The organism is Actinomadura sp. 9N407 (genome assembly GCF_044326315.1).
In the GTDB taxonomy this organism is placed as follows: domain Bacteria; phylum Actinomycetota; class Actinomycetes; order Streptosporangiales; family Streptosporangiaceae; genus Spirillospora.
In genome coordinates this window covers 115,227-137,845 of sequence record NZ_JBIRAW010000031.1, presented here as the reverse complement: position 1 = coordinate 137,845, position 22,619 = coordinate 115,227, and the positions used below count along the sequence as shown (strand labels likewise).

Below are 22,619 nucleotides of genomic sequence, written 5' to 3'. Positions count from 1 at the left end.
AGAAACGGACACCCACCGTACCGGATCCGCTTTCGCGTTTCCCGCCCCGGGGCGACTTTTAAACTGTATCAGGTCCACCCGGTCTGTCAATTTCGGGCTTTTCCGATTCGCCGTTCCAGTTCCGCTTCCGCGGTTCCTTCCGGGCGATGGCTCTATTTCACCAGATTCCAGCCGATTGTCAAAATCGAACCTTTTCCGGCCCCATCTTCGGATCGAGGGCATGACGGAGTCACACCGACTTGATCGTGGATGGTGTCCCGCGGGCCGGCCGCCATGACGGCGTCCTGGTCCCCTGCGGGGCGAAGTGAACAGTATGCCCAACGGAGGGTGACGTCAAACCGACCGGCGCGTTCCGCCCGGAAGATTTCACCGGCCGGCCTCGCCCGCTCAGCGGGACAAGCCCTCGACCTCGGGTTTTACCGTCCCGGTGTCCGCCGGATTCCCGCCAGATTCGTCAGATTCCGGTCAGGCTCCGTCGCATCCTGTCGATCCAACGGCGTTCCCGGCCGGATTCATTCCCGGGTCGCCGGCTCCGCGGCGTCCGTTCAGGACGCGGCGAAGTATCCGCCGAGAAAGAGGATCCCCTCGGCGAGGACCCACAGAGCTGCCGCCACGGTCAGCAGGGCGTCGAGCCTGCCGGGCCGCCGCCGCACCCGGGGCAGGCCCCAGGAGATTAGGACGATGACCGTGGCCAGCACGGCCGGAGGAAGGGAGAACAGCACGGCGAGCTGGAAGTCGGCGGCGCAGTCATCCCCGCTCACTCCCGCGTCCGCGCAGAAGGCGGCCTCGCCCCACCCGCCGGCGGTCGAGAAGCCCCAGAGGGCGGCCAGCAGGAGGTTCGCGATCGTGGGAAGGGCCGGTGAGATCCACCAGCCGCTCATCCGCTCGGGTGTGACCTGCACGAACGGAACGTACCTCGGCCGCGCGGCGACTGGAAGACCCTGGCCTCAGGTGGGTCCGGCCGGGTGGCGTCCGATGGCCTGGCTCAGGTGATGTCCTTGGACTCGTGCAGGGTCAGGTCCATCGCGATCGCCGTGGTGACGACCAGGGTGCGCAGCGGCTCGGCCACCGGGTCGTCGATCTCCACCGTGTACTTGTCGGCGGTGGTCAGCAGGTGGGTGATGGCCCCGGCCCACTTCTTCCGTACATGGCCGACCCGTTTGCCGTCGGTGTCCTGCACGGTGAAGTTGTTGCGGGCGAGATCCACCGAGATCTCGCCGAGCACCTTGTCGTCACCGTCATGCAGGAGGTACCGGCGCCCGACGCGTTCGGTCCTGAACGTGCCCACGACCTCGCCGTCCGGGCGGCTGACCGTCGTCCGCATCCGCCCCTCCTCCTTGTCGACCACCAGGAGCGGGGTGTCGTCGGGCGTGGTCAGCAGTACGGCCCGGGCGTGCAGCTGGGACTTGCCGGGGAAGATGGTGCGCAGCCTCTCGGTCCCCGCGAGCTCGCCGATCTGGTCGGCGACCGCCAGCACCGTGCCGTCCTTCTCCATGACCGTGTACTGCGACCGGGCGAACGGACCGCGGCGAGGCTGCTCGACCCTCAGTACGGAGGAACGGAAGGGGTCGCTCATGCAATCTCCTGGCCTCGTCGTCGGGCACGTCCTGCGAGCCCCACCGTACGCGAAAGTCCCTGGGCGAACCGGCTCAACTCGGGACGGGAAAGTCCTTCCCCTCGTACAGCATCAGATCGATCGCGATCGGTGCGGCGGCCACCAGTACGCGGAGCGGATCGGCGAGGGGCCGGAAGATCTCGACGGAGTACTTGTCGGCGGTGGTGAGCACCTCGGTGGCGGCGCCCTTCCACTTCTTGTCGACCTGGGCGACATGGTGGCCGTGGCCGTCGAGGACCCGGAACTTGCGGGCCAGCCGGTTGCCCTCCAGCCGTCCGGCGGGACGGTCGGCCGCGTCCAGCAGCACGTACTGGTACCGGTAGCGGTCCATCCGCACCGAGCCGACCAGGCGGCCGTCGGGAGTGCTCACCCAGGTACCCGCGGCGCCACGCGCGGCCTTGGGCTTCTCCAGGACCAGCAGCGGTACGCCCTGCCCGCTCTCCACGTAGACCGCACGGCGGTCGTCCCCCTCGCCGAAGAACGTCCGGTACGCCTGGCGGCGCATTGGGACGCCCTGCTCGGCCGCGCTGGCGAGCAGCGTGCCCGCGCCGTCGTACACCTTGTACTGGGACCGGGCGGACGGAGCGCGGCGGGGCTGCTCGACGCGCAGCACGGGGGAACTGAAGAGATCGGTCATAGACCCGCATAGTGCCGCAGACCCCGGACAGCCGAAAGGGGCGGTCCCGAAGGACCGCCCCTTGAGGCTCACCGAAGTGATGGACTAGATCAGAAGTCCATGCCGCCCATGTCGGGAGCGCCACCACCAGCGGCGGCACCGCCCTTCTCGGGCTTCTCGGCGATGACGGCCTCAGTGGTCAGGAACAGCGCGGCGATCGACGAAGCGTTCTGCAGCGCGGACCTGGTCACCTTGGCCGGGTCGAGAATCCCGGCCTCGAACATGTTGACGTACTCGCCGGTCGCGGCGTTCAGGCCCTCACCCGGAGTCAGGTTGCGGACCCGCTCGACCACGACGCCGCCCTCAAGGCCGGCGTTGACCGCGATCTGCTTCAGCGGCTCTTCCAGAGCGCGCTTGACGATCGCGGCACCGGTCGCCTCGTCGCCGACCAGCTCGAGCTTGTCGAAGGCGGGGATACCGGCCTGCAGCAGCGCGACGCCACCGCCGGGCACGATGCCCTCCTCGACGGCCGCCTTCGCGTTGCGAACGGCGTCCTCGATCCGGTGCTTCCGCTCCTTGAGCTCCACCTCGGTGGCGGCTCCGGCCTTGATCACCGCAACGCCGCCGGCCAGCTTGGCCAGCCGCTCCTGCAGCTTCTCTCGGTCGTAGTCGGAGTCGGTGGAGTCGATCTCGGTACGGATCTGGTTGACCCGGCCCGCGATCTCGTTGGCGTCACCGGCGCCGTCGACGATCGTGGTCTCGTCCTTGGCCACGACCACCTTGCGGCAGCGGCCGAGCATGTCGAGCGTGGTGTTCTCGAGCTTGAGACCCACGTCCTCGCTGATGACCTGGCCACCGGTGAGGGTGGCGATGTCACCGAGCATGGCCTTGCGGCGGTCGCCGAAGCCGGGGGCCTTGACAGCCACCGACTTGAAGATCCCGCGGATCTTGTTGACCACCAGGGTCGCCAGGGCCTCGCCCTCGACGTCCTCGGCGATGATCAGCAGCGGCTTGCCGCCCTGCATCACACCTTCGAGAACGGGCAGCAGGTCCTTGTTGGCCGACGCCTTGCCCTGAACGATCAGGATGTACGGGTCCTCGAGGACCGCTTCCATCCGCTCGGGGTCGGTGACGAAGTACGGCGAGATGTAACCCTTGTCGAAGCGCATGCCCTCGGTGAGCTCAAGCTCGAGCCCGAAGGTGTTGCTCTCCTCGACGGTGATGACACCTTCCTTGCCGACCTTGTCCATCGCCTCGGCGATCATCTCGCCGATCTGCGGGTCGCCCGCGGAGATGGAGGCCGTCGAAGCGATCTGCTCCTTGGTCTCCACGTCCTTGGCCAGCTTGGAGAGCTCCTCGCTGACCCGCTCGACCGCAGCCTCGATGCCGCGCTTCAGCGACATCGGGTTGGCGCCGGCGGCGACGTTGCGCAGACCCTCGCGTACCAGCGCCTGCGCCAGTACGGTCGCGGTCGTCGTGCCGTCACCGGCGACGTCGTCGGTCTTCTTGGCGACTTCCTTGACGAGCTCGGCCCCGATCTTCTCCCACGGGTCTTCGAGCTCGATCTCCTTGGCGATCGAAACGCCGTCGTTGGTGATCGTGGGTGCGCCCCACTTCTTCTCCAACACGACGTTGCGACCCTTGGGCCCAAGGGTGACCTTCACGGCGTCGGCGAGCTGGTTCATACCGCGCTCCAGCCCGCGGCGAGCCTCCTCGTCGAACGCGATCATCTTTGCAGCCATAGGCTCCAGTCCTCCCGGAACAAGGTGGCCATGAAGGATCGAGCCGACGCCCGCGACGGACGACCTCCCCGACGGCGTCATTTCCGCCGCCGGAGTGAGGCCTCATCGCCTCGATCCAGACTGTGGGATTGTCACTCTCCACAGCAGAGTGCCAACCATTGGTTTTTAGCACTCTACCCAATCGAGTGCAAGCGCCGTACGTCCTGACCAGGCGATGGCCCCTCCACCTCGTCGTTCTCGCCCTGACCAGGAGCGGAACCGTCCGAAGTCGGACGGAACGCGAGCCGCCGTACGCCGGTGGTCGCGTTACACGGGTCTGGGCACGGGGGTGGCCTGTACCGGGTGTACCGCGACAGGGGTCGTGGGAGTTCCAAGCGCGGCTTGGATGCGCTCGTTCCTGATCTCCTCGTCACCGTCGAGGCAGTGCGCGTACGTGCTCTGGGGCATGGCTACCGAGCGCCCGGCACGCGCCGCCACGTTGACCGCCGGGACACCACTGTTGAGCCAGAGCGACAGACAGGCATGCCGAAGGTCGTACGGCCGCTGGGCCAGCGGAGTCTTGAGCTGATCGGGAGTCAGCACTTGGACACGAGCCCGAGACCACACAGCCTCATAGCTGACAGGGACTGCTGGGGGTCTATCCCCTGAACGCCGTGGGGCGTTTCCCAGTCGACATCGCGGAGCGGATTTGCCGAGAACACTTTCAGCCTGACCGCGTGTTCAAGGGCGGCGGCGCTCGCGTCGCCGTCACGGAGGCTCCGGGTTCCTCCAGGTCGGGCGTAGTCGCGAGGCAGGGACGAACGTTAGCGGCCGAGACATAGGGGACGCTTATGATCCCAACATGCCGCCTGCTACAGCTACGCCGTCAGATTCCCCGCACGCCGAGACACGCGTTAACGCAGCCAGGATCACATCCTGGCTGGTTGCCGGCATGGCCTCATGGTGGCTCGCCTTTCCCGTAGCTTTCGCAATGGGCCATGCTCTCGTTGGCCGTCCCTTTCCGAACGTCTTCGAAAGATCGACCGGTGTAGCACTGCTATGGGCCGGGATCGGTGGTGCCGCGCTTGCGCCGATCATCGGCCTTGCAACGGCACTGCTGGGACGACGGCGCAGGGCGAGCGTGTACTTCGCTGGGAAGGGCGCGCTGACTCTCTGCTGCGTCGCGTTCCTTCTCTACGCGCTTCACCAAGCATGACCAGAGAAAGCGGCTCATCAGCAAGAGGCACCGTGCCCGCTGGGTGCCCGTCACGGCGGACGATCATGGACGCTCACGGTCGTCAACGGGGTCGAGGACACGCAAGGCCAGGTCAGCGAAATACCAGGAAGGATGGACAGCGGATCGGATGAAGCGCCTCCGGCGAGGGCCTCTGACTCTGGGAGGCTCAGCTCGGACCCGTGACGGTCGTCGATGGTTGGGGTGGAAGCCTGACCCTGCGAGGTGTTTCCCTCCGCACGGGTCATTCGTCCCAGTAACGACCCCACGTCCCATCGGGAGCGTCTGGCGCGATCGGTTTCGATCCTCTGCGGTGTTCTCGTTCCTCTGCCTCTCTCGCCCTGACAGCAGCGATCGTGGAACGGACATCGAACGCCAGAAATATCGCTAGTGCCGCCACCGCTCCCACTGCGACCCACAGGCTGACCATGTCGTTGGCACCGGCGAGCGTGGCCGCCCCGTACACGACCGAGAACACCAGAGTGCCCAGAAGCAGAACGAACAGAACGAGAGCCACAGCGTCATCATAAAGAGGCGGCCCACACGCGAGACTTGCTCCTCGTGGGCAGAAGCGTGACCACGGGCACCGCCGCCATCGGGGCGCGGCACTCGCGTCGCTGCACCCGCCGTCCCGCCGCGTGGGCGTCGACCACCGACCGGCGGCCCAGACGGCCGCGCACCCCCGCCTAGCGCTGTACTTCGCGGCGGTGATCTAGCCGGCTGCAGTGAAGCGGAGCATCAGTCACCACGTCATGCCTCTAAAGCGATCGGATGGCCGCTTGGAGATCAGTCCCATAGGACCCCCAGCAGGCGATGGAACCGTCCGGTTGAAGGTCACCCATGTACCACTCACCTTCGATGCCGACGAGACAGAGGCCGTGGAACTGAAGGATCGTTTCGACCAGTTCAGGCCGTACGGGTTCGTAGGCGGGTTGGCCTCCGATCCGCTCCTCGACCAGTACGAGCCGTTCCGTCGGCAGCGCTGTGGCGCTGTCATCGCCTGACACGGCGCGTACTCGCTCGATCGTCCAGTCGACGGGGAGCGGTGAGGTCATCGGCACATGATCGCAGGCAAGGACGTGGCACGGTCGTACCCGAACCGCCGCGGCGAGCGGGGCGCAACTTGCTCCGGTACGGGTCAGTGTCGCCGCTGGTCGAGGACCGGACGTGGCTCGGGGGACCGATGTCCTCCTGGCCACCACCAGCGCGCATGCCGTCCGAACAGGGTGACGGCCGGAGGCTGCCATGAGCCGTTGCTGATGGACGCGTCCAGCCGGTACGCGCGCGGCGCGCTTAGACTCCGGGCATGGATCTCAGGGATGCGACGCGCATGGTCATGGCCGAGTCGGCTTCGTACCCGGAGTTGCTGAGGGTCAGCCGGCACACCTATGACGAGGTCGCCGCCGGGCGGAGCGCGGATCATTCGGCGCTGTCGTGGATGCTGAACGAGGCCGCGCGCAAGGGGCTGATCCCCGTTCTTGAGCGGAAGCACGGCCAGGCCGCCGTCAAGTCCATGGTGACCACGCTCGCCATGGAGATCGACCGGCAGGCTCCGGTCACCTCGTACTGAACGGTCAGCCCACGCCGCGAGGGGGCTGAGGGGCATCTCGCTCTTGTACGGCACCGGTCCTTATGAGCGAAGGCCCGACGGCCGGTAATGGTCACGGTGGGACGCGCGTACGAGGGGGAGCACTTCTTCCTCCAGGCGCCGGGATATGTGCAACCCGTAGCGAATCTCCAGCCGGTCGCGGGCGCGTATGAAGCGTTCCGCGGCTTCTTGGAGGGAGAGCGGTAGCGTTTCGATTCCGAGGGGCCTCAGGATGTGGTGGCTCATCCTGAGGAGTTCGCCGCGGATGCGGTCGGTCATACCGTGGCGGCACTTGCTGACGAGCCAAAGCGACCAGTCCCAGAAGTGCGCGTCGATCGCCGTGAGGGTGTCGGGGCCTACGCGCCAGGGCGGATTCCAGCTGCGCGGTACGTCGCGGAAGAGCAGGTCGACCTTGACGGGGCCCGGATAGATGAGGAGGTAACTCTCGCAGTCGCCGAGGGGGTCCCATTGGGCGGCGAGCGGTCCGTACGAGGCGGCCAGGGCGGGGAGGTCGGCGGCCACTTCGCCGAAGTCCTCGGCGGTGACGTGGAAATCCCAGTCGGACAGTTCGGTGGCGGTGCCGCGGGCGCGCGATCCGATGAGTTCGATCCGGCTCACCATGGGATGCGCCTCGACCGCCTCCGCGATTTTCTCGGCTGTTCCCATGCAGAGCCTCTTCCCGCTCCCCAGCATGGCAAAGCCCCCTTTTCCCGGCATTTACCGAGAAAAGGGGGCAAAGGGCCGAGCCCGATCAGCCGCCGGCGACGGCGGGGATGATCGAGATCTGGGCGCCCTCGGGCGTCGGGGTGTCCAGGCCGTCGGCGAACCGCACGTCCTCGTCACCCACGTACACGTTCACGAAGCGCCGGATCTTGCCGTTGTCGTCCAGCACGCGGGCGGCGATGCCGGGGTGGTTCGCCTCGAGGTCGGCCACCACCGCGCGCAGCGTGGCGCCCTCGGCCTTGACCTCCGAGGCGCCACCGGTGAGGGGACGCAGGATCGTCGGGATCCGCACGGAAACGGTGCTCATTGCTGCTGGCTCCAAGAATGCTCTGGGACGGACGTACGGGTCAGGCGAGGCCGGCGGCCCGGAAGGCCTCCAGCGTGGGAGCGATGTTCGCGCCCGGTCCCACCTGGGAGGAGATCGCGTCCAGGGTCTTGAGCCCGTCCCCGGAGTTGATGATCACGGTCTCGGCGGCCGGGTCGAGCGCGCCGCTGCCGATCAGCTTGCGCAGCGTGGCCACGGTGACCCCGCCCGCGGTCTCACCGAAGATGCCCTCGGTACGGGCCAGCAGCCGGATGCCCTCGACGACCTCTTCGTCGGTGACGTCCTCCACCGCGCCGCCCGTACGCCGGACGACGTCGAGCACGTACGGGCCGTCGGCCGGGTTGCCGATCGCCAGCGACTTGGCGATGGTGTCGGGCTTCACCGGCCGTACGACGTCGTGCCCGGCCTTGTAGGCGGCCGCGACCGGGTCGCAGCCGGCGGCCTGGGCACCGAAGACCTTGTACGGCTTGTCCTCGACCAGGCCGAGCTTGATGAACTCCTGGAAGGCCTTGTCGATCTTCGTCAGCTGGGAACCGGACGCGACCGGGATCACGATCTGGTCCGGCAGCCGCCAGCCGAGCTGCTCGGCGATCTCGTACCCGAGGGTCTTGGAGCCCTCGGCGTAGTACGGCCGGACGTTGACGTTGACGAACGCCCAGTCCTCCTGCTCGCCCGCGATCTCCGAGGCCAGCCGGTTGACGTCGTCGTAGTTGCCGTCGACCGTGATGAACGTCCCGCCGTACACCGCGGTCGTGATGATCTTCTGCTGCTCGAGGTCGGACGGCACGAACACCGCGCTGCGGATTCCCGCGCGCGCCGCCGCCGCGGCGACCGCGTTGGCCAGGTTGCCGGTGGACGGGCAGGCCAGCACCTTGAAGCCCAGCTCGCGCGCCGCCGCCAGCGCCACCGCGACCACGCGGTCCTTGAACGAGTGGGTCGGGTTGCCGCTGTCGTCCTTGACCCAGAGCCGCTCGAGCCCGAGCGACTCGGCGAGCTGGTCGGCGCGGACGAGGCGGGTGAGCCCCGGCTCGGTGTTGGGCGTCTCGGCGACCGTCGAGGGCACCGGCAGGAGCCCGCGGTAGCGCCAGATGTTCTGCGGTCCCGCCTCGATGCTCGCGCGGGTGATCCCGCTGAAGTCGTAGGCGATCTCGAGGGGCCCGAAACACTCTTCGCAAGCGTAGAACGGGCCGAGATCGCGGCGGCTCCCGCATTCGCGGCAGACCAGGGCCGTCGCGGGCCCGAGGTCGGGGCCGGACGAGAGGTTCGGGTTGGCAGGCGTGATTGCCATGGAGCGAGGCCTTTCTCCCCATCTTCCCTGTGCCACCTTGGTCACAGGCCGGAGTTGGCACCATCTCCTGATCGGCCTCGCAGGATCGCGAGCGCGTACGAATCAGTCGGTTGCCGGGGCTTCAACGGGCCGGTCCCTCCACCCCTCTTGATGAGCGCTATGAAGTTGTGTGTGAGTTGAGCTGGAAGACCGGCCCGAGGCCGCTGTGCTCCCTGCACCCCTCTTGATGAGCGCTATGAACGCTGCAGGACATTGATACCACCCGAACGCAGATGCGTTCTCCCTGGGCGGTATCGCGTCGTATGCGTGACTTTACATGACCTGCCCGGTTGCCGGACAGCTGGGTCTCGCCGTTTGAGACGTTACCCGACCGACGTGTAGATCACCCTCGCGCCCCCAGCCCCGCCCCCTGCTGAAGTTGTGACGGCCTCAAACGTTGCGATCGCGTCCGAAGGCAGGTTCGAGCGAAGCGAGAACCTGATCGCGAAGCGAGCCGCCAGGCGAGTTCGGAGCGATGCCAGCGATCGCCGCGTAGCCCGCCGAAGGAGGGCCGCCAGGCCCGACGCCAAGGGCTACGCCTTTAAAACCTGCGTCGGGTCGAGGAAGACATGGCGGACGAGGGGGATCCGCTCCTGCAGCAGGCGGTCGATCTCGCCCGCGATGTCCTCGGCCTCGTCGGCGCTGATGGTGTCGGAGAAGTTCACCTTGGCCGCGACGAGGATGTCGTCCGGGCCGAAGTGCATGGTGAACAGTTCCTGGACGCCGGTGACGCCGGGGGCGGAGGCGATCTCGGTACGGATCTCGCGCTGGACGGCGGGGGCCACGGACTGGCCGATCAGCAGGCTGCGGCTGTCGCGGCCGAGGGCGAAGGCCACCGCGACCAGCAGCAGGCCGATCATGACCGAGGCCAGGCCGTCCCAGAACGGGGAGCCGGTGATCTCGCGCAGCGCGAGTCCGGTGGCGGCGAAGGCGAGGCCGATCATCGCGGCGGAGTCCTCGAACAGGGCCGCCTTGAACGTGACGTCCGGGCTGTCGCGGACGTGTTCGACCAGACCGTGGTCGGTGTGCCGGTTCTCCCGGCGGGCCTGGGTCCAGGCGCGCAGCCAGGAGGTGCCCTCCAGGACGGCGGCCAGGCCGAGGACGGCGAAGGCGAGCCAGGCCTGCTCGCCGCCGCCGGGTTCCTTGCCGGTGATCGTCAGGATCCCCTCGAAGATCGAGTAGCCGCCGCCGGCGACGAAGATCCCGAACGCGGCGAGCAGCGACCAGAAGTAGCGCTCGTTGCCGTACCCGAACGGGTGCCTGCGGTCCGGCGGGCGGGCGCTGCGGTTCAGCGAGGCCAGGAGGAAGCCCTGGTTGAGGGTGTCGGCGACCGAGTGCGCGCCCTCTGCCAGCATCGCGCTCGATCCCGACAGCACGCCCGCGATCAGCTTGGTGACGGCCAGGATCAGGTTGGCCGTCCCCGCGACGAGGACGGTCTTGGTGGTCTCCGCCCGGCTCATCCGGCCCCGGTACCCGGCGAGGATCCCGGTAATCGGAGCCGCGAAATCACCCGGGTCACTTTGATGCGCCCCGTTCCCAACTGAGACCCTGCCGGTATGAGCCAAGTGCTGGTGGCGTCCAACCGTGGCCCGGTGTCGTTCTCTCAGTCCGATGACGGCGCGCTGACCATGCGCCGCGGCGCCGGCGGGCTGGTGTCCGGCCTCGCCGGGGTCACCGGCGCTCCCGGTGACCCGGGTGGCGCGGGCACCCGGACCGGGTCCGTACGTACCGTGGCGGAGGCCGGGGCACCGGACGTGCTGTGGGTGTGCGCGGCTCTCGGCGAGGCCGATCGTACGGCGGCGCGGCAGGCCCCGGACGGGCGGCTGGACCTGGCGGGGCACGACATCGGCGGGTCGGCCGTCCGGATGCTCGACATCCCCGCGGCGACGTTCCACCGCGCGTACAACGCCGTGGCCAACTCGACGCTGTGGTTCGTCCACCATCTGCTGTACGACACGCCCCGGGCACCGCACTTCGACGCGCGCGCGCGGCGCGACTGGCAGTCGTACGAGGCGTACAACGCGGCGTTCGCCGACGCGCTCGCCCGGGACGCGGCGCCCGGCGCCAAGGCCGCGATCCAGGACTACCACCTGTCGCTGGCACCCCGGATGCTCCGCGACAGGCGGCCGGATCTGAAGATCGTGCACTTCTCGCACACGCCGTGGGCGCCGCCCGAGTACTACCGGCTGCTGCCCGACGACATCGGCGAGCAGATCCTGGACGGCATCCTGGGCGCCGACCATGCCGGGTTCCTGACCGAACGCTGGGCCGAGGCGTTCCTGGACTGCTGCTGCGCGCTGCCCGGCGCCAAGGTGGACCGCGTGGCCCGTACGGTCACGCGGGGCGGGCATGTGACGACGATCGGCGTGTACGGGCTCGGGATCGACGGTGCTGCGCTGCGGCGGCGGGCCGCCGAGCCGGACGTCGCCGAACGGGCCCGGGCGCTGCGCGAGCAGGTGGGCGACCGGAAGCTGATCGTCCGGATCGACCGGACGGAGCTGTCCAAGAACATCGTGCGGGGCCTGGCCGCGTACCGGGAGATGCTGATCAACCATCCCGAGTGGCGCGGCCGGGTGGTGCAGCTGGCGTTCGCGTACCCGTCCCGGCACGATCTGCCCGAGTACCGCGACTACACCGATGCCGTACGGAAGGCGGCCGCGCAGATCACCGAGGAGTTCGGGACACCGGACTGGGATCCGCTGATCCTGCAGGTGAACGACGACTATCCGCGTTCACTGGCCGCGTACGGGATGGCGGACGTCCTGCTGGTCAACCCGATCCGCGACGGCATGAACCTCGTCGCCAAGGAGGGCCCGATCCTGGCGGAGCACGGCTGCGCGCTGGTGCTGTCGCGGGAGGCCGGGGCGGCGGCGGAGCTGGGCGAGGACGCCCTGCTGGTCAACCCGTACGACGTGTCGCAGACCGCGGCGGCGCTGCGCCGGGCCTTGCTGATGCCGCACAAGGAGCGCGTCGAACGCTGCGAGCGCCTCACGGCGGCGGCGACCGCCCTGCCGCCCCAGCAGTGGTTCGCCGACCAGCTCGCCGCATTGGACTGAGGCCGGCCAGGAGCAGGTCCGGCCAGAGCGGGTCCGGCTAGGACGAGGTCTTGTACGAGTCGGCCGCGAGCAGGCTGGCGACCGGGTTGGGCTCGTACCGGCGCTGCCAGCGGTCCTTCAGGTCGGCCTTGCGCACCGAGGCGCGGCGATGGGCGCCGGTCCTGGCGAGGCGGGCCAGGTGCCGGGGGCTCGGGCGGGCCGCGATCTCGCTCGGCTCGTAGCCGTACTCGCCGAGGCGGTCGCCGAACGCGTTCTCGGCGAGGCCGATCTCCCACGGCTCCAGGCGCTGGGCCCAGGAGCCGATCCGGCCCTGGCTGATGGCCGAGCGGGTGCGGTCATGCCAGCGCTTCTGCTTCGGTACGGTCTTCTCCGCGATGTCCTGGGGCTGCAGCATCGCCGGGTCGAAGTCCTCGCCGAGGAACGTGCAGAGCCGGATCAGCTCGTCCGCCGGGTCGGCCACGAGCCGCTCGTACTGCAGTTCGTAGTACGTGTCGGGGCCCAGCCGCGCGGCCAGCCGGTGGCCGGTGTCGATCGACTCCCGCCAGGCGCAGATGGCGTGGTAGACGTCCTGCTTGTACCAGGGCATCTCCAGCAACGAGGCGACGCAGTCGCGGCCGTCCCTGACCAGGTGCACGAACTGCGCGTCCGGGAACATCCGCAGCAGCGTGCCCGCGTGCCGGAAGTAGCTGGGCCGCTTGTCACCCCAGCGCGGCCGGCCGAAGCGGCGGGCGTACGCGCGGAAGACCAGGCCCACGGCCGAGCCCAGCGTGGGCGGGCCCTCGACGATCTCGGCGGCGACCTCGTCGGCGTCCAGGCCGAGATCGTGGAACTTGGTCTCCTTGCGGGTGGTGATCCACTCCGCCAGCACCCGCCTGTTGTCCCTGTCGGTGAGGTCACCGAATTCGCACCGCGACAGATAGGCCTGGAGCACGAACCGCGTCTCGGCGGGCACCGCGATCCGGGGATGGGAGTGCAGCATCAGCTGCAGCAGCGTGGTCCCCGACCGGGGGCATCCGATCACGAACAGCGGCCGGCCGGACGTACCGTCCCCACCGGCGGCCCTACCTGGCGACATGCGACCTGGTGACATGCACCGCATGCTGGCCGACGCGCCAGTGCCCCGCCCGCCGCCTAGGCGCACGGTTGCCGAGACATTACCGATGCTTGAACGCGCCTGACCCGGTCATGCCGCTTTCTGTACCGCCCGGGGCACGGGGCCCCGGGCGGGCAGGTGCCGGGCTCGTTCGGTGCCCGGCGGAGCGTCAGGTGTAGGACTCACCCAGCGTCTGGCGGACCTGCTTGCGGGCCTCGTGGATGCGGGACTTCACCGTGCCGAGCGGCAGGTTGAGCTGCGCGGCGATCTCGGCGTACTCCAGCTGGGACACATCGCGCAGCACCAGCGCCTGGATCAGGTCCGGCTTGCGGGCCTCCAGGTCCTCCATCGCGTCCAGAATGTCGACCCGCGAGCCCGCGATCACGCTCGTCCGGCGCGGATCGGGCCGCTGCTGCGGCAGCTCGCCCGCCTGCTCCACCGAGCGGCGCTTGAGCGACCGGTAGGTGGAACGGGCCGAGTTGGACACCACGACGTGCAGCCAGGTGCTGAACCTGGACCGCCCCTCGAAGCGGTGGATGTTGCGTGCCACCTGCAACAACGCGTCCTGGCAGGCCTCCTCCGCGTCCTGCCGGCAGGGCAGGAAGCGTGAACTGTGCCGCAGCACGTCGGGCTGGATCTTGGCGAGGAGCGCGTTCAGGGCGTCTTGATCGCCCTGGGCGGCCTTGACGGCCAGCTCCTCGGTTCTCTCATCGAATGCCATCGCCATGCCCCATGCTCGTTCGCGCACACTCCCCGTTTGTTGGGCATGATACGGGAGTGTCCTTCCCTCCAAGCGTCGGCCGTTACCGAATCGATCGCGTCCTCGGATCGGGGGCGTTCGCCTCCGTCTGGCTCGGCCATGACGAGGCGCTCGACTCGCAGGTCGCGATCAAGGTGCTCTCCGGCAGCCTCCTCGACGACCTCGACGTGCGCAATCGCTTCCTGGAAGAGGCGCGGATCCTGCGCCGGGCGGACTCGGCCCGGCTGGTCCGGGTCCACGACATCGGGGAGCTTCCGGACGGCCGCCCCTACTTCGTGATGTCGTACGCCGACCTCGGGACGCTGGCCGACCGGATGCGCGAGCGGCCACTTCCGGTCGCCCAGGCCATTGCGCTGGCCGAGGAGATCGCCTACGGGGTCGAGGTGATCAACACCCTCGGCGTGATCCACCGCGACCTCAAGCCGTCGAACGTGCTGTTCCAGTCGGCGCCGGACGGCGGCGAACGGCTGCTGATCGCCGATCTCGGCCTGGCCAAGGCCCTGGCGCACGCCTCCGGCGCGTTCACGCTCCCGGTCGGTACGCCCGGTTACATGTCGCCCGAGCAGGCCCGTTTCGGCGGCGGCCTCGACGTGCGCGCCGACGTGTACGGGCTGGGCGCCCTCACATACCACATGCTGACCGGCCGCCCACCCGGCCGGCCGCCGGTGCAGGAGCCGCCGAGCTCCCTCAGGGAAGGCGTCACGCCCGCGCTGGACCAGGTGGTGCTGCGCGCGATGGAGACGGAACGGGAGAAGCGCTGGGCGACCGCGGAGGCCTTCGCGGAGGCCCTGGCGACGCTGCGGCCGACCGGCATGCCCGGTGCGGCGAGCGCGGCCACGCCCCCCGCGCCTCCGCAGGCGCAGAGCCCGCCTCAGATCGAGCCTGACCAGACCATCCAGGACCAGTTCTATCCGGCCGATCCCGCTCGCTCTTACGCCCAGGGGCCGGGGCCCGGTGACGTTCCGCCTGCGCGTTCGCAGGCCGTCCCGCCTCAATCGAACACGGGCCCGCCGCCTTCCGGTTACGGGCCGGGGCCGGGGCCGTCTTCGCCGCAGAGCCCGGTCCAGCCGGAGCCACCGACGCGGGACGATCGGCCCGGCTCCCAGCCGCTGGGCGACCAGACCATCGTGGACCACCCGGTCGCATCCCAGCCGCCTCCCTCCGTGGGCGCCGACGACCGTACGATCGCCACCCCGTTCCACGGCGGCGGCCCGCCGGGGCCCCAGGGACCGCCGGGGCCTTCGAGCGATGAGGGCAGGACCTCGGTGTTCCCCGTACAGGGGCAGGGGCCTCCTCCGACCGGCTTCCAGGCACCTCCGGCGCAGGGCGGCGGCAGCGGCGGCAGCGGCAGCGGCGGGGGCCTGAAGGCTCGGCTCAAGAGCATCGGGTTGCCCGGGCGCTCCGGCGCTTCCGGCGGCGGCCAAGGTGGCCCAAGTGGCCCGGGTGGTCAGGGCGGCGGGGGAAAGAAGAACATGACGCCGCTGATCATCATGGCGGCGGTGCTGTCCGTCGCCCTCGTCGGCGGCCTGCTGCTCGGCACGCTGCTGTCGGGAGGCGAGGATCCGGCGAAGAAGCCGGCCGTTCCGCAGGACCTCGTCCAGCTCGCCGATGCCAGCGGCAAGATCAAGGCCCCGGTGCCGAAGGTGTGGCCGAAGGGTCAGGAGCCCACCTGGGTGCCGTCGTCGGTGGGGCTGAACGACACGCAGGCGCGGCCGGTGCTGCGGGCCACGCCGAGCGTCAACGGTTTCCTCGGCAACGGGCAGACTCCGGGCGTCTTCATCGGCATCACCACCGATGCGGGCGAGGGAAAGCTGCCCCCGGCCAGCGTCGCGCAGCATCCGCAGTGCACGAAGGCGACCCCGGAGAACTACACCTCGCCGGACAAGGCCCTCACCGGCACCATCAACCGGTTCACCGGGTGCAAGGTCGGGACGCCGACGGTCGTCGAGGTCGGGCTGCGCGACAAGGACGGCAAGTACGGCGTGTGGATCCGGATCAAGGAGAACAACACCCGCAACGTCACCAAGGACATCCTGAACAACCTCAAGCTCGCCGGCCCCTGATCGCCCCCGCAGGACGTCGTCAGCCCCTGGTAAGAGCGTCGTAGAGCCCCCTGTAGAACCCCGCAGAGCCCCCGGTACAGCGCGCCGGGGGCTCTTCTTCTTGCGTTCCGAGCGCTTCCGATATATCGTCAACGTATCGCAACCGATCAGAGAAGGTCGGGAGATCAGAGAAGGCCGGTAGAACGGCCGACGAAGGAGAACAACCATGAGGTACGGACACATGAGTCCCCCTGAGGAGCGCCTGCGGCGCGGCGACCCGTTCGGTGCCTGGGGCGGCGGCCCCGGCCACCGCGGCGGAGGTCGCGGCGGGCGCGGCAGGGCCCGGCGCGGCAACGTCCGCGCCGCCCTGCTGGCACTGCTGGGCGAACGGCCGATGCACGGGTACGAGATGATCCAGGAACTCGACGAGCGCACCGGCGGCGTCTGGCGCCCGAGCCCCGGCTCGGTCTACCCGACGCTGCAGATGCTGGAGGACGAGGGGCACGTCACCAGCCAGGAGGAGGGCGGCAAGCGGCTGTTCGCGCTGAGCGACACCGGCCGCGAGGAGGTCGCCAAGCAGACCACCGCCCCCTGGGCCGAGGTCACCGAGGCCGCCGGCGAGAACGCGCTGCGCGGACGCGAGGCCGTGGGGCAGCTGATGGGAGCGCTGCACCAGGTCATGAGCGTCGGCAGCGAGAACCAGAAGGCGCGGGCCCTGGACACCGTCAACGACGCCCGGCGCCGCATCTACGGGATCCTCGCCGACGACCCCGAAGCCGAGTGAACGCGCAAGCGGAACGTCCCGGTGCCGACCCGGCTCCGGGACGTTCCCGTTCCCGTTCCCATTCCCGTTTCCGGATGTTCCCCGTTCCGGAGCGGGCCGTCACGCTCCGGGACGTTCCGTGATGGCGTGGCCGGTGCTCAGCCGGGGAAGGGGGCCTGCTTGGCCAGGCGGTCGGCCATGTAGAGCTGCTTCCAGATGTAGAGCCGCAGGTCGTCGCGCCTGATCTGCTCGCTGACCGGCACCTCGACCGTGGCCCGTACGAGATAGGACGAGCCCGGCGGCAGGTACTTGTCGCTGCCGTCCCCCGCCACCAGCGCCCCGCCCGCGAGCCGCCGTACGACCTCGCTGCGGGTCGGCGGCGTGCACATGTCCTCGGGTACGCCCGCCTGCCACATGCACCGGCCGCGCGCCTGCTCCGCGACCAGGGTCCGCTTGAGGAAGACGTCGCCGGGGAAGTCCAGCAGGACGCGCTCCTTCGACGGGTTGCTCAGCACGTACTCGATGTAGGCGAACCTCGATCCGGCCGGAGGCGACGACTGCTGGGGCGTCGCCCCGCCCTCGTCGATCCCCCCGTTCACGGCCGCGATCCGGTACTGGGACCCGTCGGCCGTACCGACGTCGATGGCGCTCCCGCTGCGCGGCATCCGCGCGGTCACCTCGGCGGACGAGCCCGGGGCCGTCTGGGGGCCGACCTCGGCGCCGGGATCCGCGCCGCGCGGCCACAGCAGCACCCCGCCCGCCGCCAGCGCGGCCACCCCGGCCACGACACCCACCATGACCAGGCCGGTCCGCCGCCCCCGCGGCTTCCGCCTGGCACGTGCGGACGCGTTCCGCGACCCGAGGCGCACCTGCACGCCGCTGGTCTCGCGCGCCCCCAGCGCTCCGGACTGCCGAGCGCTCTGCGCCGGTGGGACGAGCGGCCGTTCCCGCCGCTGCGGATCCTCGTACCGACGCCGGTCTCCCGGCTCCCTGTCCACGTCACGTCCCCCTTCACGCCACCGCCGGATCGTGCCCAGTCTCGCGCAGCCGAACTCTTCACCCGCGCGCACCCCAGTGGTAACGCATGATTCGCCAAACAGCCCGGCGGCTCTTGTCCGGATGCGACAAATTACTGCGCCGGCTTCATCGCCGTCGCGTTCAGGTGGTGAGCAGCGACTCCAGGAAGGACACCACACCGGCGGGACCGTCGACGATGAGATCGGCCCGTTCGGCGAGGGCCGTCACCTCCGTGGAACCGCTGCACACCGTGATGCCCGGGACGCCGTCGGCCCGCATCTCGTCGACCGCGTCGAACGCCGCCAGGTCGCCGAGATCGTCCCCGGCGAACAGGACCGCCGAGGGCCGATTCCGTTCGGCGATGAAGCGGCGCAGCGCCCTGCCCTTGTCCATGCCGGGCGGGCGCAGCTCCAGGACGAAGCGTCCGGGCTCGACCACCAGGCCGGTCCGTTCGGCGAGCGCCACGAGGATGCTGCGCAGCCGTTCGAGCGCGACCTGCGGCTCGGCGCAGCGCCGGGTGTGCACGGCCAGGGCCTGGCCTTTGTCCTCGATGAACGTCTCGGCGGGGGCACCCGACACCCGCAGGATCTCGGGCAGCTTGGCGCGGGCCTCGGCCACGCCCGGCGGGGGCTCGGGAACGGTCAGCTCGCCGGAGTCCCAGCGTTCGAGCCCGTACTGGCCGAGGACGACGAGGCCGTCGATGCCCTCGAATCCGCCGTACTCGACGGCGACGGCGGCGGGCCGGCCGGTGACGATGACCAGCGCGCCCACCCGAGGGGCCAGCCGGGCCAGCGCCGGTGCCGCGCCGGGGTGCGCCCGCGCCGCCGCCGGGTCGTCGACGATCGGTGCGAGCGTGCCGTCGAAGTCGAAGCCGAGCACGGCTCCGGAGGGGTCGCCGCGGAGCGCGCGGAGGCCGTCGGCACCGGCGGCCTGGAGAGAGTCGAGAGGGTTCACCTGACCAGTTTTGGTCACATCACGGCCGGATGCCGAATCGCCGCGCGGCACGCTGCCGCTGCCGCTGCGAACGCATCCGCCGCAGGCGCTTGACGAGCATCGGGTCGTGCTCGAGCGCCTCGGGCCTGTCGATCAGGGTGTTGAGCAGCTGGTAGTACCGCGTCGCCGACATCTCGAACAGCTCGCGGATCGCCTGTTCCTTGGCTCCGGCGTACTTCCACCACTGCCGCTCGAAGGCGAGGATCTGGCGGTCACGCTCGGACAGGAGGTCGGCCGGGAAGGCGCCGTCGTCGTCCCGACCCTCTTCGGTCACCGGTTGCAGGGCTGAGCCATCGTCCATGCTTCCGTCCTGTTGGGGACCGTCACCGGGGGCTTGAGCCTCGCGCATGAGGTCCCCTCTGTGGTCACTAATCCCGGCTCGTCCGGGTTCGGCCGGTGCCATGCTACGCGCCCCCGGCGACATCGTCCGGCGGTTCCCACGGAACGGTTCCGGACGATCAAAGCCCTTCCGCGGCCCCTCGCGCGCCCCTTCCGCATCCCTCTCCACGGCCGTATCCGTGGCCCTCGCAGGCCCTCTCTCAGGCCCTCTCGAACGCTCTCGCAGAAGCGTACGGCCCGGTCCCCCGCCACGCCGCTGGAACCCTCCGGGCGCCGCCTCCGTTGAAACATGCAGGATGCATGCGTCCAGCGCGCCACGATCCGGGCGAGCACCCTCCACGACGGGAGATCACGGTAATGACCAGGGAGAACGACCCGGCGGATGCGCCGTCCGCGGGGTCCCCCGATCCGTCCGGCCGGCTACCCGACCCGGTCCTGGCCGACGTCTCCCTGGCGCTGTTCCATCTCCGCCGGATCTGGGCCAAGCCCGATCTGATGAAGCGGATCCGCGCGCAGACCGACGCCGGCCCGGACGGCCGACCGCTCCAGCTGTCCAACCTGATGGTCGTGCACGCCGTGGCCGGCCTCACCGCCGAGGACCGTACCGAGGTCACCGTCGGCGCGGTCGCCGACCGGCTGGAGATCGACCCGTCCACCGCCAGCCGGCTGGTCGGCCACGCGCTGGACGCGGGCCTGATCTCCCGCCGCCCCTCCCCGGTGGACGCCCGCCGCGCCAACCTCGGCCTGACCGCCGCCGGCCGCCGGGTCAAGCAGGTCGCCGACCGGTTCCGCCGCGCCTACCTGGACGAGCTCATGGCGGACTGGACGCCGGCCGAGCGCGCCGACTTCGCGCGCCTGCTGACCCGCTTCGCCGAAGCCGCCGTCCGGGCCCCGATGGACCCGGACGGCGTGGACAAGATCTTCGAGGTGGCCCAGGCCGACTGCGCGGACTGGCCCGGGGGTCCCCCGGATCACTCGTAACCCCGGTTGACTCGTGCCCGGTTCACTCGAAGCGCAGGGCCGACAGGCGGGCGTGGTACTCGTCCTCGTCGATCTCACCGCGGGCGAAGCGCTCGGCCACGACCGTCCTGGCCTGGGTGAACGGATCGGACGCGGCGGCGGTCACGGTCGCGGTGTGGTTCATCCGGCGCCGCACCAGGTAGAACACGCCCGCCGCCACGGCCAGCCAGAACAGCCCGAACGTGATCGGGAAGACCGGCCACCAGGCCGGTGCGTCGGCCGGGCCGCCGCCGCCCTCGTTCCACGGGCCCGGGTGGGTCATCAGTGTCGTCAGCATGGTCATCGACCTCTCCTCTTTCGCGGATGAGTCGATGCTCGGCGAAGGGTCAGGCCCTCGTCATCGTCCCGCCGGAGACACCCCGGCTACGCCCGCTGGGGTAGCGGACGGGACCGTTCACCACCAGGGGGGCCGGTAGTCGTCGGGGTCGCCGGGAGGAGAACGCCATTGCTCGTCCTCCCCGGGGTGGACGGGGGGCGCGGGCCGGCTCTCCTCGTAGTCCCCGTCCGTGTAGTCCCCGTCCATCACCGTCCCTTCCAGGGCGGTCCGACGGAACCTCTCCCACTCCTCGTCGTCGATGACGGTGAAGTTGGGATCCCCGCCTTCGTACGCGTTGCCGTTCGCCTGGGGAGGCGGCTGTGGAGGGCCGCCGTTGAGGTCGCCGAACGCGTGCCCCGCCGGGCTGCCCTGCCCCTGTACGGGCGGGGGCGGCTCCACCGGCGGCGGTGGCCACGGCGCCACCGGGTTCTGAGGCGCCACCGGAGGAGGGAGCACCACAGGGTTCTGGTGCACGGTGTTCTGGGACTGCACGGTGTTCTGGGACTGCACCGGGTTCTGGGGTGCCACGGGGTTCTGGGGTACGGGCGGGCCCGAGTAGACGTCGTTGCTCTGCCACATGGGGGCGTTGACCGGGGCGATCGGGGGCGCCGAGGGAGCCGGCCGCATGGGGTGGGCCATCGCGTCGACCGGCTCGCGCGGGGCACCCAACCCGTAGCCGACCTCGTCGTACTCGGCGTCGTCGTACTCGTCGTACTCGTCCTCGGGCCTGCGGCGCTGCCGCCAGCCCATCAGCACGCCGACGGCCACCAGCACGCCACCGCCGCCGAGCACGGCGGTGAACAGCATCCCGCCGCCCTCCTCCTCCGGCTCCTCGTACGGCGCGGGCGGGGCCGCCTTACGGCTGGCGTGGGCACTGGGGGCGGCCGCAGCGCGGTTGAGCTTGCCGGCCGCCGCGAGTGCCCGTACCGCGTCGAGCGGCCCCGTACAGGTGGACGACCCGGTCGGGCGGCGCGGGGCAGCACCCTGCACCAGGGCCTGGCGGACCTCGTCGGGCGTCAGTTTGGGGTAGCGGGACCGCACCAGCGCGGCCACCCCGGCGACGATGGCCGAGGACGGGCTGGTCCCGGTGCCGATCACGTACCCGTTGCTGGAGTCGGCGCTGACGATCTCGACGCCGGGGGCGCAGACGGCGACGTACGGGCGCCGGTTGCTGTCCTTCCAGAGCTTCAGCCGCCGGTCGAGCGCGCCGACGGCGATCACGCCGCGGTAGGCGGCGGGGAAGTTGTTGCGGTTCTCCCCGGCCCCGTCGTTGCCCGCCGACGCGATCAGCACCACGCCCTTGTTCAGCGCGTAGCGGATCGCGCTCTCCTCGGTGGAGTTGCCGTCGTAGAAGAGCCGGCCGCCGCCGAGGGACATATTGATGATCTGGGCGCCGTGGTCGACGGCGTACCGGATGCCCTGCGCGACCGCGTCCCGGTTGCGCGTCACCCGCCCGCTGTTCTGCCGCTGCGGGTCGTCGTTCTCCCATGTCACCCGGATCGACAGGATGCGGCTGTCGGGGGCGACCCCGATGACGCCGCGCTCCTGCCCGGGCCCGTTGCCGTGCCCGGCGATGATGCTGGCCATCGACGTACCGTGCAGGCCCCAGTACTTGGTGCCGGGACGCCGCCCGCCGCCGGTGAGGTCGGGCCCGTCGGTCACCTGGCCGGTCAGGTCGGGATGCCGCTGGTCGACGCCGGTGTCGAGGACCGCGACGGTGACGCCCTCGCCCTTGGACCACTTCCACGCGCGCGGAACGCGCATCGCGTCCAGATGCCACTCGCGGGCCCTGATCTGGTCGACCGGCGCGGTCCTGGCCTGCTGCGCGCTCCGGCCGGCGGACGCCGAGCCGTCCGGTACGAGCGCGGCGGGCACCGCGAGGGCGGCGACGAGGGTCAGCGCCGTGGCCGTGGCGGCGAACCTGACGGTATGCGGGCGGCGGCGACCGGCATCCGACACGCCACCGCACCTCCTCCCGGCCGTCCGACACCAGCGCGGTTCCACTGCGGCCCAGCCCCTCGTTGTGGGAGGCAACATTGTGCCATGGGCCCCTTCCCCGGCCCGGTCACTC

The 22,619-nt window shown here is 70.1% G+C and carries 22 protein-coding genes and 1 riboswitch; of the genes, 5 read left to right on the top strand and 17 right to left on the bottom strand.

Translation table 11 applies throughout. The features are described 5' to 3' along the window. Positions 1-545 precede the first annotated feature (545 nt). From ACH34Q_RS36455 to ACH34Q_RS36430, 6 genes are all read right to left on the bottom strand, one after another. Positions 546-902, bottom strand: a complete 357-nt coding sequence (locus ACH34Q_RS36455) for a hypothetical protein (protein WP_395987725.1) — start codon at positions 900-902, stop codon at positions 546-548. Between the two features lie 83 nt (positions 903-985). Next, complete coding sequence (locus ACH34Q_RS36450) at positions 986-1,576, bottom strand: phospholipid scramblase-related protein (protein WP_395987724.1); 591 nt, start codon at positions 1,574-1,576, stop codon at positions 986-988. Between the two features lie 73 nt (positions 1,577-1,649). Then, positions 1,650-2,252, bottom strand: a complete 603-nt coding sequence (locus tag ACH34Q_RS36445) for a phospholipid scramblase-related protein (RefSeq protein ID WP_395987723.1) — start codon at positions 2,250-2,252, stop codon at positions 1,650-1,652. A gap of 89 nt (positions 2,253-2,341) precedes the next feature. Continuing rightward, complete coding sequence (gene groL, locus ACH34Q_RS36440; RefSeq protein WP_395987722.1) at positions 2,342-3,973, bottom strand: chaperonin GroEL; 1,632 nt, start codon at positions 3,971-3,973, stop codon at positions 2,342-2,344. A gap of 1,457 nt (positions 3,974-5,430) precedes the next feature. Next, positions 5,431-5,703 (bottom strand): hypothetical protein, encoded by a 273-nt coding sequence (locus ACH34Q_RS36435; protein WP_395987721.1) that lies wholly within the window; start codon positions 5,701-5,703, stop codon positions 5,431-5,433. 241 nt (positions 5,704-5,944) lie between these two features. Next, positions 5,945-6,241: a hypothetical protein gene (locus ACH34Q_RS36430; protein WP_395987720.1), complete on the bottom strand. Its 297-nt coding sequence runs from the start codon at positions 6,239-6,241 to the stop codon at positions 5,945-5,947. Between the two features lie 251 nt (positions 6,242-6,492). Here ACH34Q_RS36430 and ACH34Q_RS36425 point away from each other — a divergent pair, with 251 nt between their 5' ends. Then, entirely contained in the window at positions 6,493-6,756 is a 264-nt protein-coding gene (locus ACH34Q_RS36425; protein ID WP_395987719.1) for a hypothetical protein, read from the top strand. Positions 6,757-6,816: 60 nt separating this feature from the next. Here the strand turns inward: ACH34Q_RS36425 and ACH34Q_RS36420 are convergent, their stop codons facing one another. The 4 genes from ACH34Q_RS36420 to ACH34Q_RS36405 all read right to left on the bottom strand — a co-directional run bounded on the left by ACH34Q_RS36420 (position 6,817) and on the right by ACH34Q_RS36405 (position 10,609). Next, positions 6,817-7,440: a nucleotidyltransferase domain-containing protein gene (locus ACH34Q_RS36420; protein ID WP_395987718.1), complete on the bottom strand. Its 624-nt coding sequence runs from the start codon at positions 7,438-7,440 to the stop codon at positions 6,817-6,819. Between the two features lie 85 nt (positions 7,441-7,525). Further along, positions 7,526-7,804: a MoaD/ThiS family protein gene (locus ACH34Q_RS36415; RefSeq protein WP_395987717.1), complete on the bottom strand. Its 279-nt coding sequence runs from the start codon at positions 7,802-7,804 to the stop codon at positions 7,526-7,528. A gap of 40 nt (positions 7,805-7,844) precedes the next feature. Beyond that, on the bottom strand, positions 7,845-9,110 hold the full coding sequence (thrC, locus tag ACH34Q_RS36410; protein ID WP_395987716.1) for a threonine synthase: 1,266 nt from the start codon (positions 9,108-9,110) through the stop codon (positions 7,845-7,847). Between the two features lie 15 nt (positions 9,111-9,125). Beyond that, a riboswitch (SAM riboswitch) is annotated at positions 9,126-9,267 on the bottom strand. A 415-nt stretch (positions 9,268-9,682) separates the two neighbouring features. Continuing rightward, positions 9,683-10,609, bottom strand: a complete 927-nt coding sequence (locus tag ACH34Q_RS36405; RefSeq protein ID WP_395987715.1) for a cation diffusion facilitator family transporter — start codon at positions 10,607-10,609, stop codon at positions 9,683-9,685. A gap of 96 nt (positions 10,610-10,705) precedes the next feature. Here ACH34Q_RS36405 and ACH34Q_RS36400 point away from each other — a divergent pair, with 96 nt between their 5' ends. Continuing rightward, a complete protein-coding gene (locus ACH34Q_RS36400) occupies positions 10,706-12,205 on the top strand; it encodes a trehalose-6-phosphate synthase (protein WP_395987714.1) in 1,500 nt (499 codons plus the stop codon). 37 nt (positions 12,206-12,242) lie between these two features. Here the strand turns inward: ACH34Q_RS36400 and ACH34Q_RS36395 are convergent, their stop codons facing one another. Then, entirely contained in the window at positions 12,243-13,295 is a 1,053-nt protein-coding gene (locus ACH34Q_RS36395; protein WP_395987713.1) for a sulfotransferase family protein, read from the bottom strand. Positions 13,296-13,467: 172 nt separating this feature from the next. Beyond that, positions 13,468-14,019 carry an RNA polymerase sigma factor gene (locus ACH34Q_RS36390; RefSeq protein ID WP_395987712.1) on the bottom strand — a complete coding sequence of 184 codons (552 nt, stop codon included), beginning with the start codon at positions 14,017-14,019 and terminating at the stop codon, positions 13,468-13,470. A gap of 56 nt (positions 14,020-14,075) precedes the next feature. Here ACH34Q_RS36390 and ACH34Q_RS36385 point away from each other — a divergent pair, with 56 nt between their 5' ends. Both ACH34Q_RS36385 and ACH34Q_RS36380 read left to right on the top strand, forming a co-directional pair. After that, positions 14,076-16,121: a serine/threonine-protein kinase gene (locus ACH34Q_RS36385; RefSeq protein ID WP_395987711.1), complete on the top strand. Its 2,046-nt coding sequence runs from the start codon at positions 14,076-14,078 to the stop codon at positions 16,119-16,121. 220 nt (positions 16,122-16,341) lie between these two features. Further along, positions 16,342-16,884 (top strand): PadR family transcriptional regulator, encoded by a 543-nt coding sequence (locus ACH34Q_RS36380; protein ID WP_395987710.1) that lies wholly within the window; start codon positions 16,342-16,344, stop codon positions 16,882-16,884. A gap of 137 nt (positions 16,885-17,021) precedes the next feature. Here ACH34Q_RS36380 and ACH34Q_RS36375 read toward each other — a convergent pair whose 3' ends face one another. The 3 genes from ACH34Q_RS36375 to ACH34Q_RS36365 form a co-directional block, all read right to left on the bottom strand. Then, positions 17,022-17,861 carry a hypothetical protein gene (locus ACH34Q_RS36375; RefSeq protein ID WP_395987709.1) on the bottom strand — a complete coding sequence of 280 codons (840 nt, stop codon included), beginning with the start codon at positions 17,859-17,861 and terminating at the stop codon, positions 17,022-17,024. 160 nt (positions 17,862-18,021) lie between these two features. Further along, complete coding sequence (otsB, locus tag ACH34Q_RS36370) at positions 18,022-18,834, bottom strand: trehalose-phosphatase (protein ID WP_395987708.1); 813 nt, start codon at positions 18,832-18,834, stop codon at positions 18,022-18,024. Positions 18,835-18,853: 19 nt separating this feature from the next. Beyond that, positions 18,854-19,174 carry a DUF3263 domain-containing protein gene (locus ACH34Q_RS36365; protein ID WP_395987707.1) on the bottom strand — a complete coding sequence of 107 codons (321 nt, stop codon included), beginning with the start codon at positions 19,172-19,174 and terminating at the stop codon, positions 18,854-18,856. Positions 19,175-19,569: 395 nt separating this feature from the next. Here ACH34Q_RS36365 and ACH34Q_RS36360 point away from each other — a divergent pair, with 395 nt between their 5' ends. Then, positions 19,570-20,193, top strand: coding sequence for a MarR family winged helix-turn-helix transcriptional regulator (locus ACH34Q_RS36360; protein WP_395987706.1), 624 nt, complete (start codon positions 19,570-19,572; stop codon positions 20,191-20,193). Between the two features lie 22 nt (positions 20,194-20,215). Here ACH34Q_RS36360 and ACH34Q_RS36355 read toward each other — a convergent pair whose 3' ends face one another. Both ACH34Q_RS36355 and ACH34Q_RS36350 read right to left on the bottom strand, forming a co-directional pair. Beyond that, positions 20,216-20,515 carry an SHOCT domain-containing protein gene (locus tag ACH34Q_RS36355; protein ID WP_395987705.1) on the bottom strand — a complete coding sequence of 100 codons (300 nt, stop codon included), beginning with the start codon at positions 20,513-20,515 and terminating at the stop codon, positions 20,216-20,218. Positions 20,516-20,626: 111 nt separating this feature from the next. Next, positions 20,627-22,507: a S8 family peptidase gene (locus ACH34Q_RS36350; protein ID WP_395987704.1), complete on the bottom strand. Its 1,881-nt coding sequence runs from the start codon at positions 22,505-22,507 to the stop codon at positions 20,627-20,629. Positions 22,508-22,619 lie beyond the last annotated feature (112 nt).

What these genes read in the sequence shown, in the direction of transcription:
- ACH34Q_RS36450 (WP_395987724.1), bottom strand. Translation starts at nt 1,576, where the DNA reads ATGAGCGACCCCTTCCGTTCCTCCGTACTGAGGGTCGAGCAGCCTCGC.
- ACH34Q_RS36445 (WP_395987723.1), bottom strand. Translation starts at nt 2,252, where the DNA reads ATGACCGATCTCTTCAGTTCCCCCGTGCTGCGCGTCGAGCAGCCCCGC.
- groL (WP_395987722.1), bottom strand. Translation starts at nt 3,973, where the DNA reads ATGGCTGCAAAGATGATCGCGTTCGACGAGGAGGCTCGCCGCGGGCTG.
- ACH34Q_RS36430 (WP_395987720.1), bottom strand. Translation starts at nt 6,241, where the DNA reads ATGACCTCACCGCTCCCCGTCGACTGGACGATCGAGCGAGTACGCGCC.
- ACH34Q_RS36425 (WP_395987719.1), top strand. Translation starts at nt 6,493, where the DNA reads ATGGATCTCAGGGATGCGACGCGCATGGTCATGGCCGAGTCGGCTTCG.
- ACH34Q_RS36420 (WP_395987718.1), bottom strand. Translation starts at nt 7,440, where the DNA reads ATGGGAACAGCCGAGAAAATCGCGGAGGCGGTCGAGGCGCATCCCATG.
- ACH34Q_RS36415 (WP_395987717.1), bottom strand. Translation starts at nt 7,804, where the DNA reads ATGAGCACCGTTTCCGTGCGGATCCCGACGATCCTGCGTCCCCTCACC.
- thrC (WP_395987716.1), bottom strand. Translation starts at nt 9,110, where the DNA reads ATGGCAATCACGCCTGCCAACCCGAACCTCTCGTCCGGCCCCGACCTC.
- ACH34Q_RS36405 (WP_395987715.1), bottom strand. Translation starts at nt 10,609, where the DNA reads ATGAGCCGGGCGGAGACCACCAAGACCGTCCTCGTCGCGGGGACGGCC.
- ACH34Q_RS36400 (WP_395987714.1), top strand. Translation starts at nt 10,706, where the DNA reads ATGAGCCAAGTGCTGGTGGCGTCCAACCGTGGCCCGGTGTCGTTCTCT.
- ACH34Q_RS36395 (WP_395987713.1), bottom strand. Translation starts at nt 13,295, where the DNA reads ATGTCACCAGGTCGCATGTCGCCAGGTAGGGCCGCCGGTGGGGACGGT.
- ACH34Q_RS36390 (WP_395987712.1), bottom strand. Translation starts at nt 14,019, where the DNA reads ATGGCATTCGATGAGAGAACCGAGGAGCTGGCCGTCAAGGCCGCCCAG.
- ACH34Q_RS36380 (WP_395987710.1), top strand. Translation starts at nt 16,342, where the DNA reads ATGAGTCCCCCTGAGGAGCGCCTGCGGCGCGGCGACCCGTTCGGTGCC.
- ACH34Q_RS36365 (WP_395987707.1), bottom strand. Translation starts at nt 19,174, where the DNA reads ATGGACGATGGCTCAGCCCTGCAACCGGTGACCGAAGAGGGTCGGGAC.
- ACH34Q_RS36360 (WP_395987706.1), top strand. Translation starts at nt 19,570, where the DNA reads ATGACCAGGGAGAACGACCCGGCGGATGCGCCGTCCGCGGGGTCCCCC.
- ACH34Q_RS36355 (WP_395987705.1), bottom strand. Translation starts at nt 20,515, where the DNA reads ATGACCATGCTGACGACACTGATGACCCACCCGGGCCCGTGGAACGAG.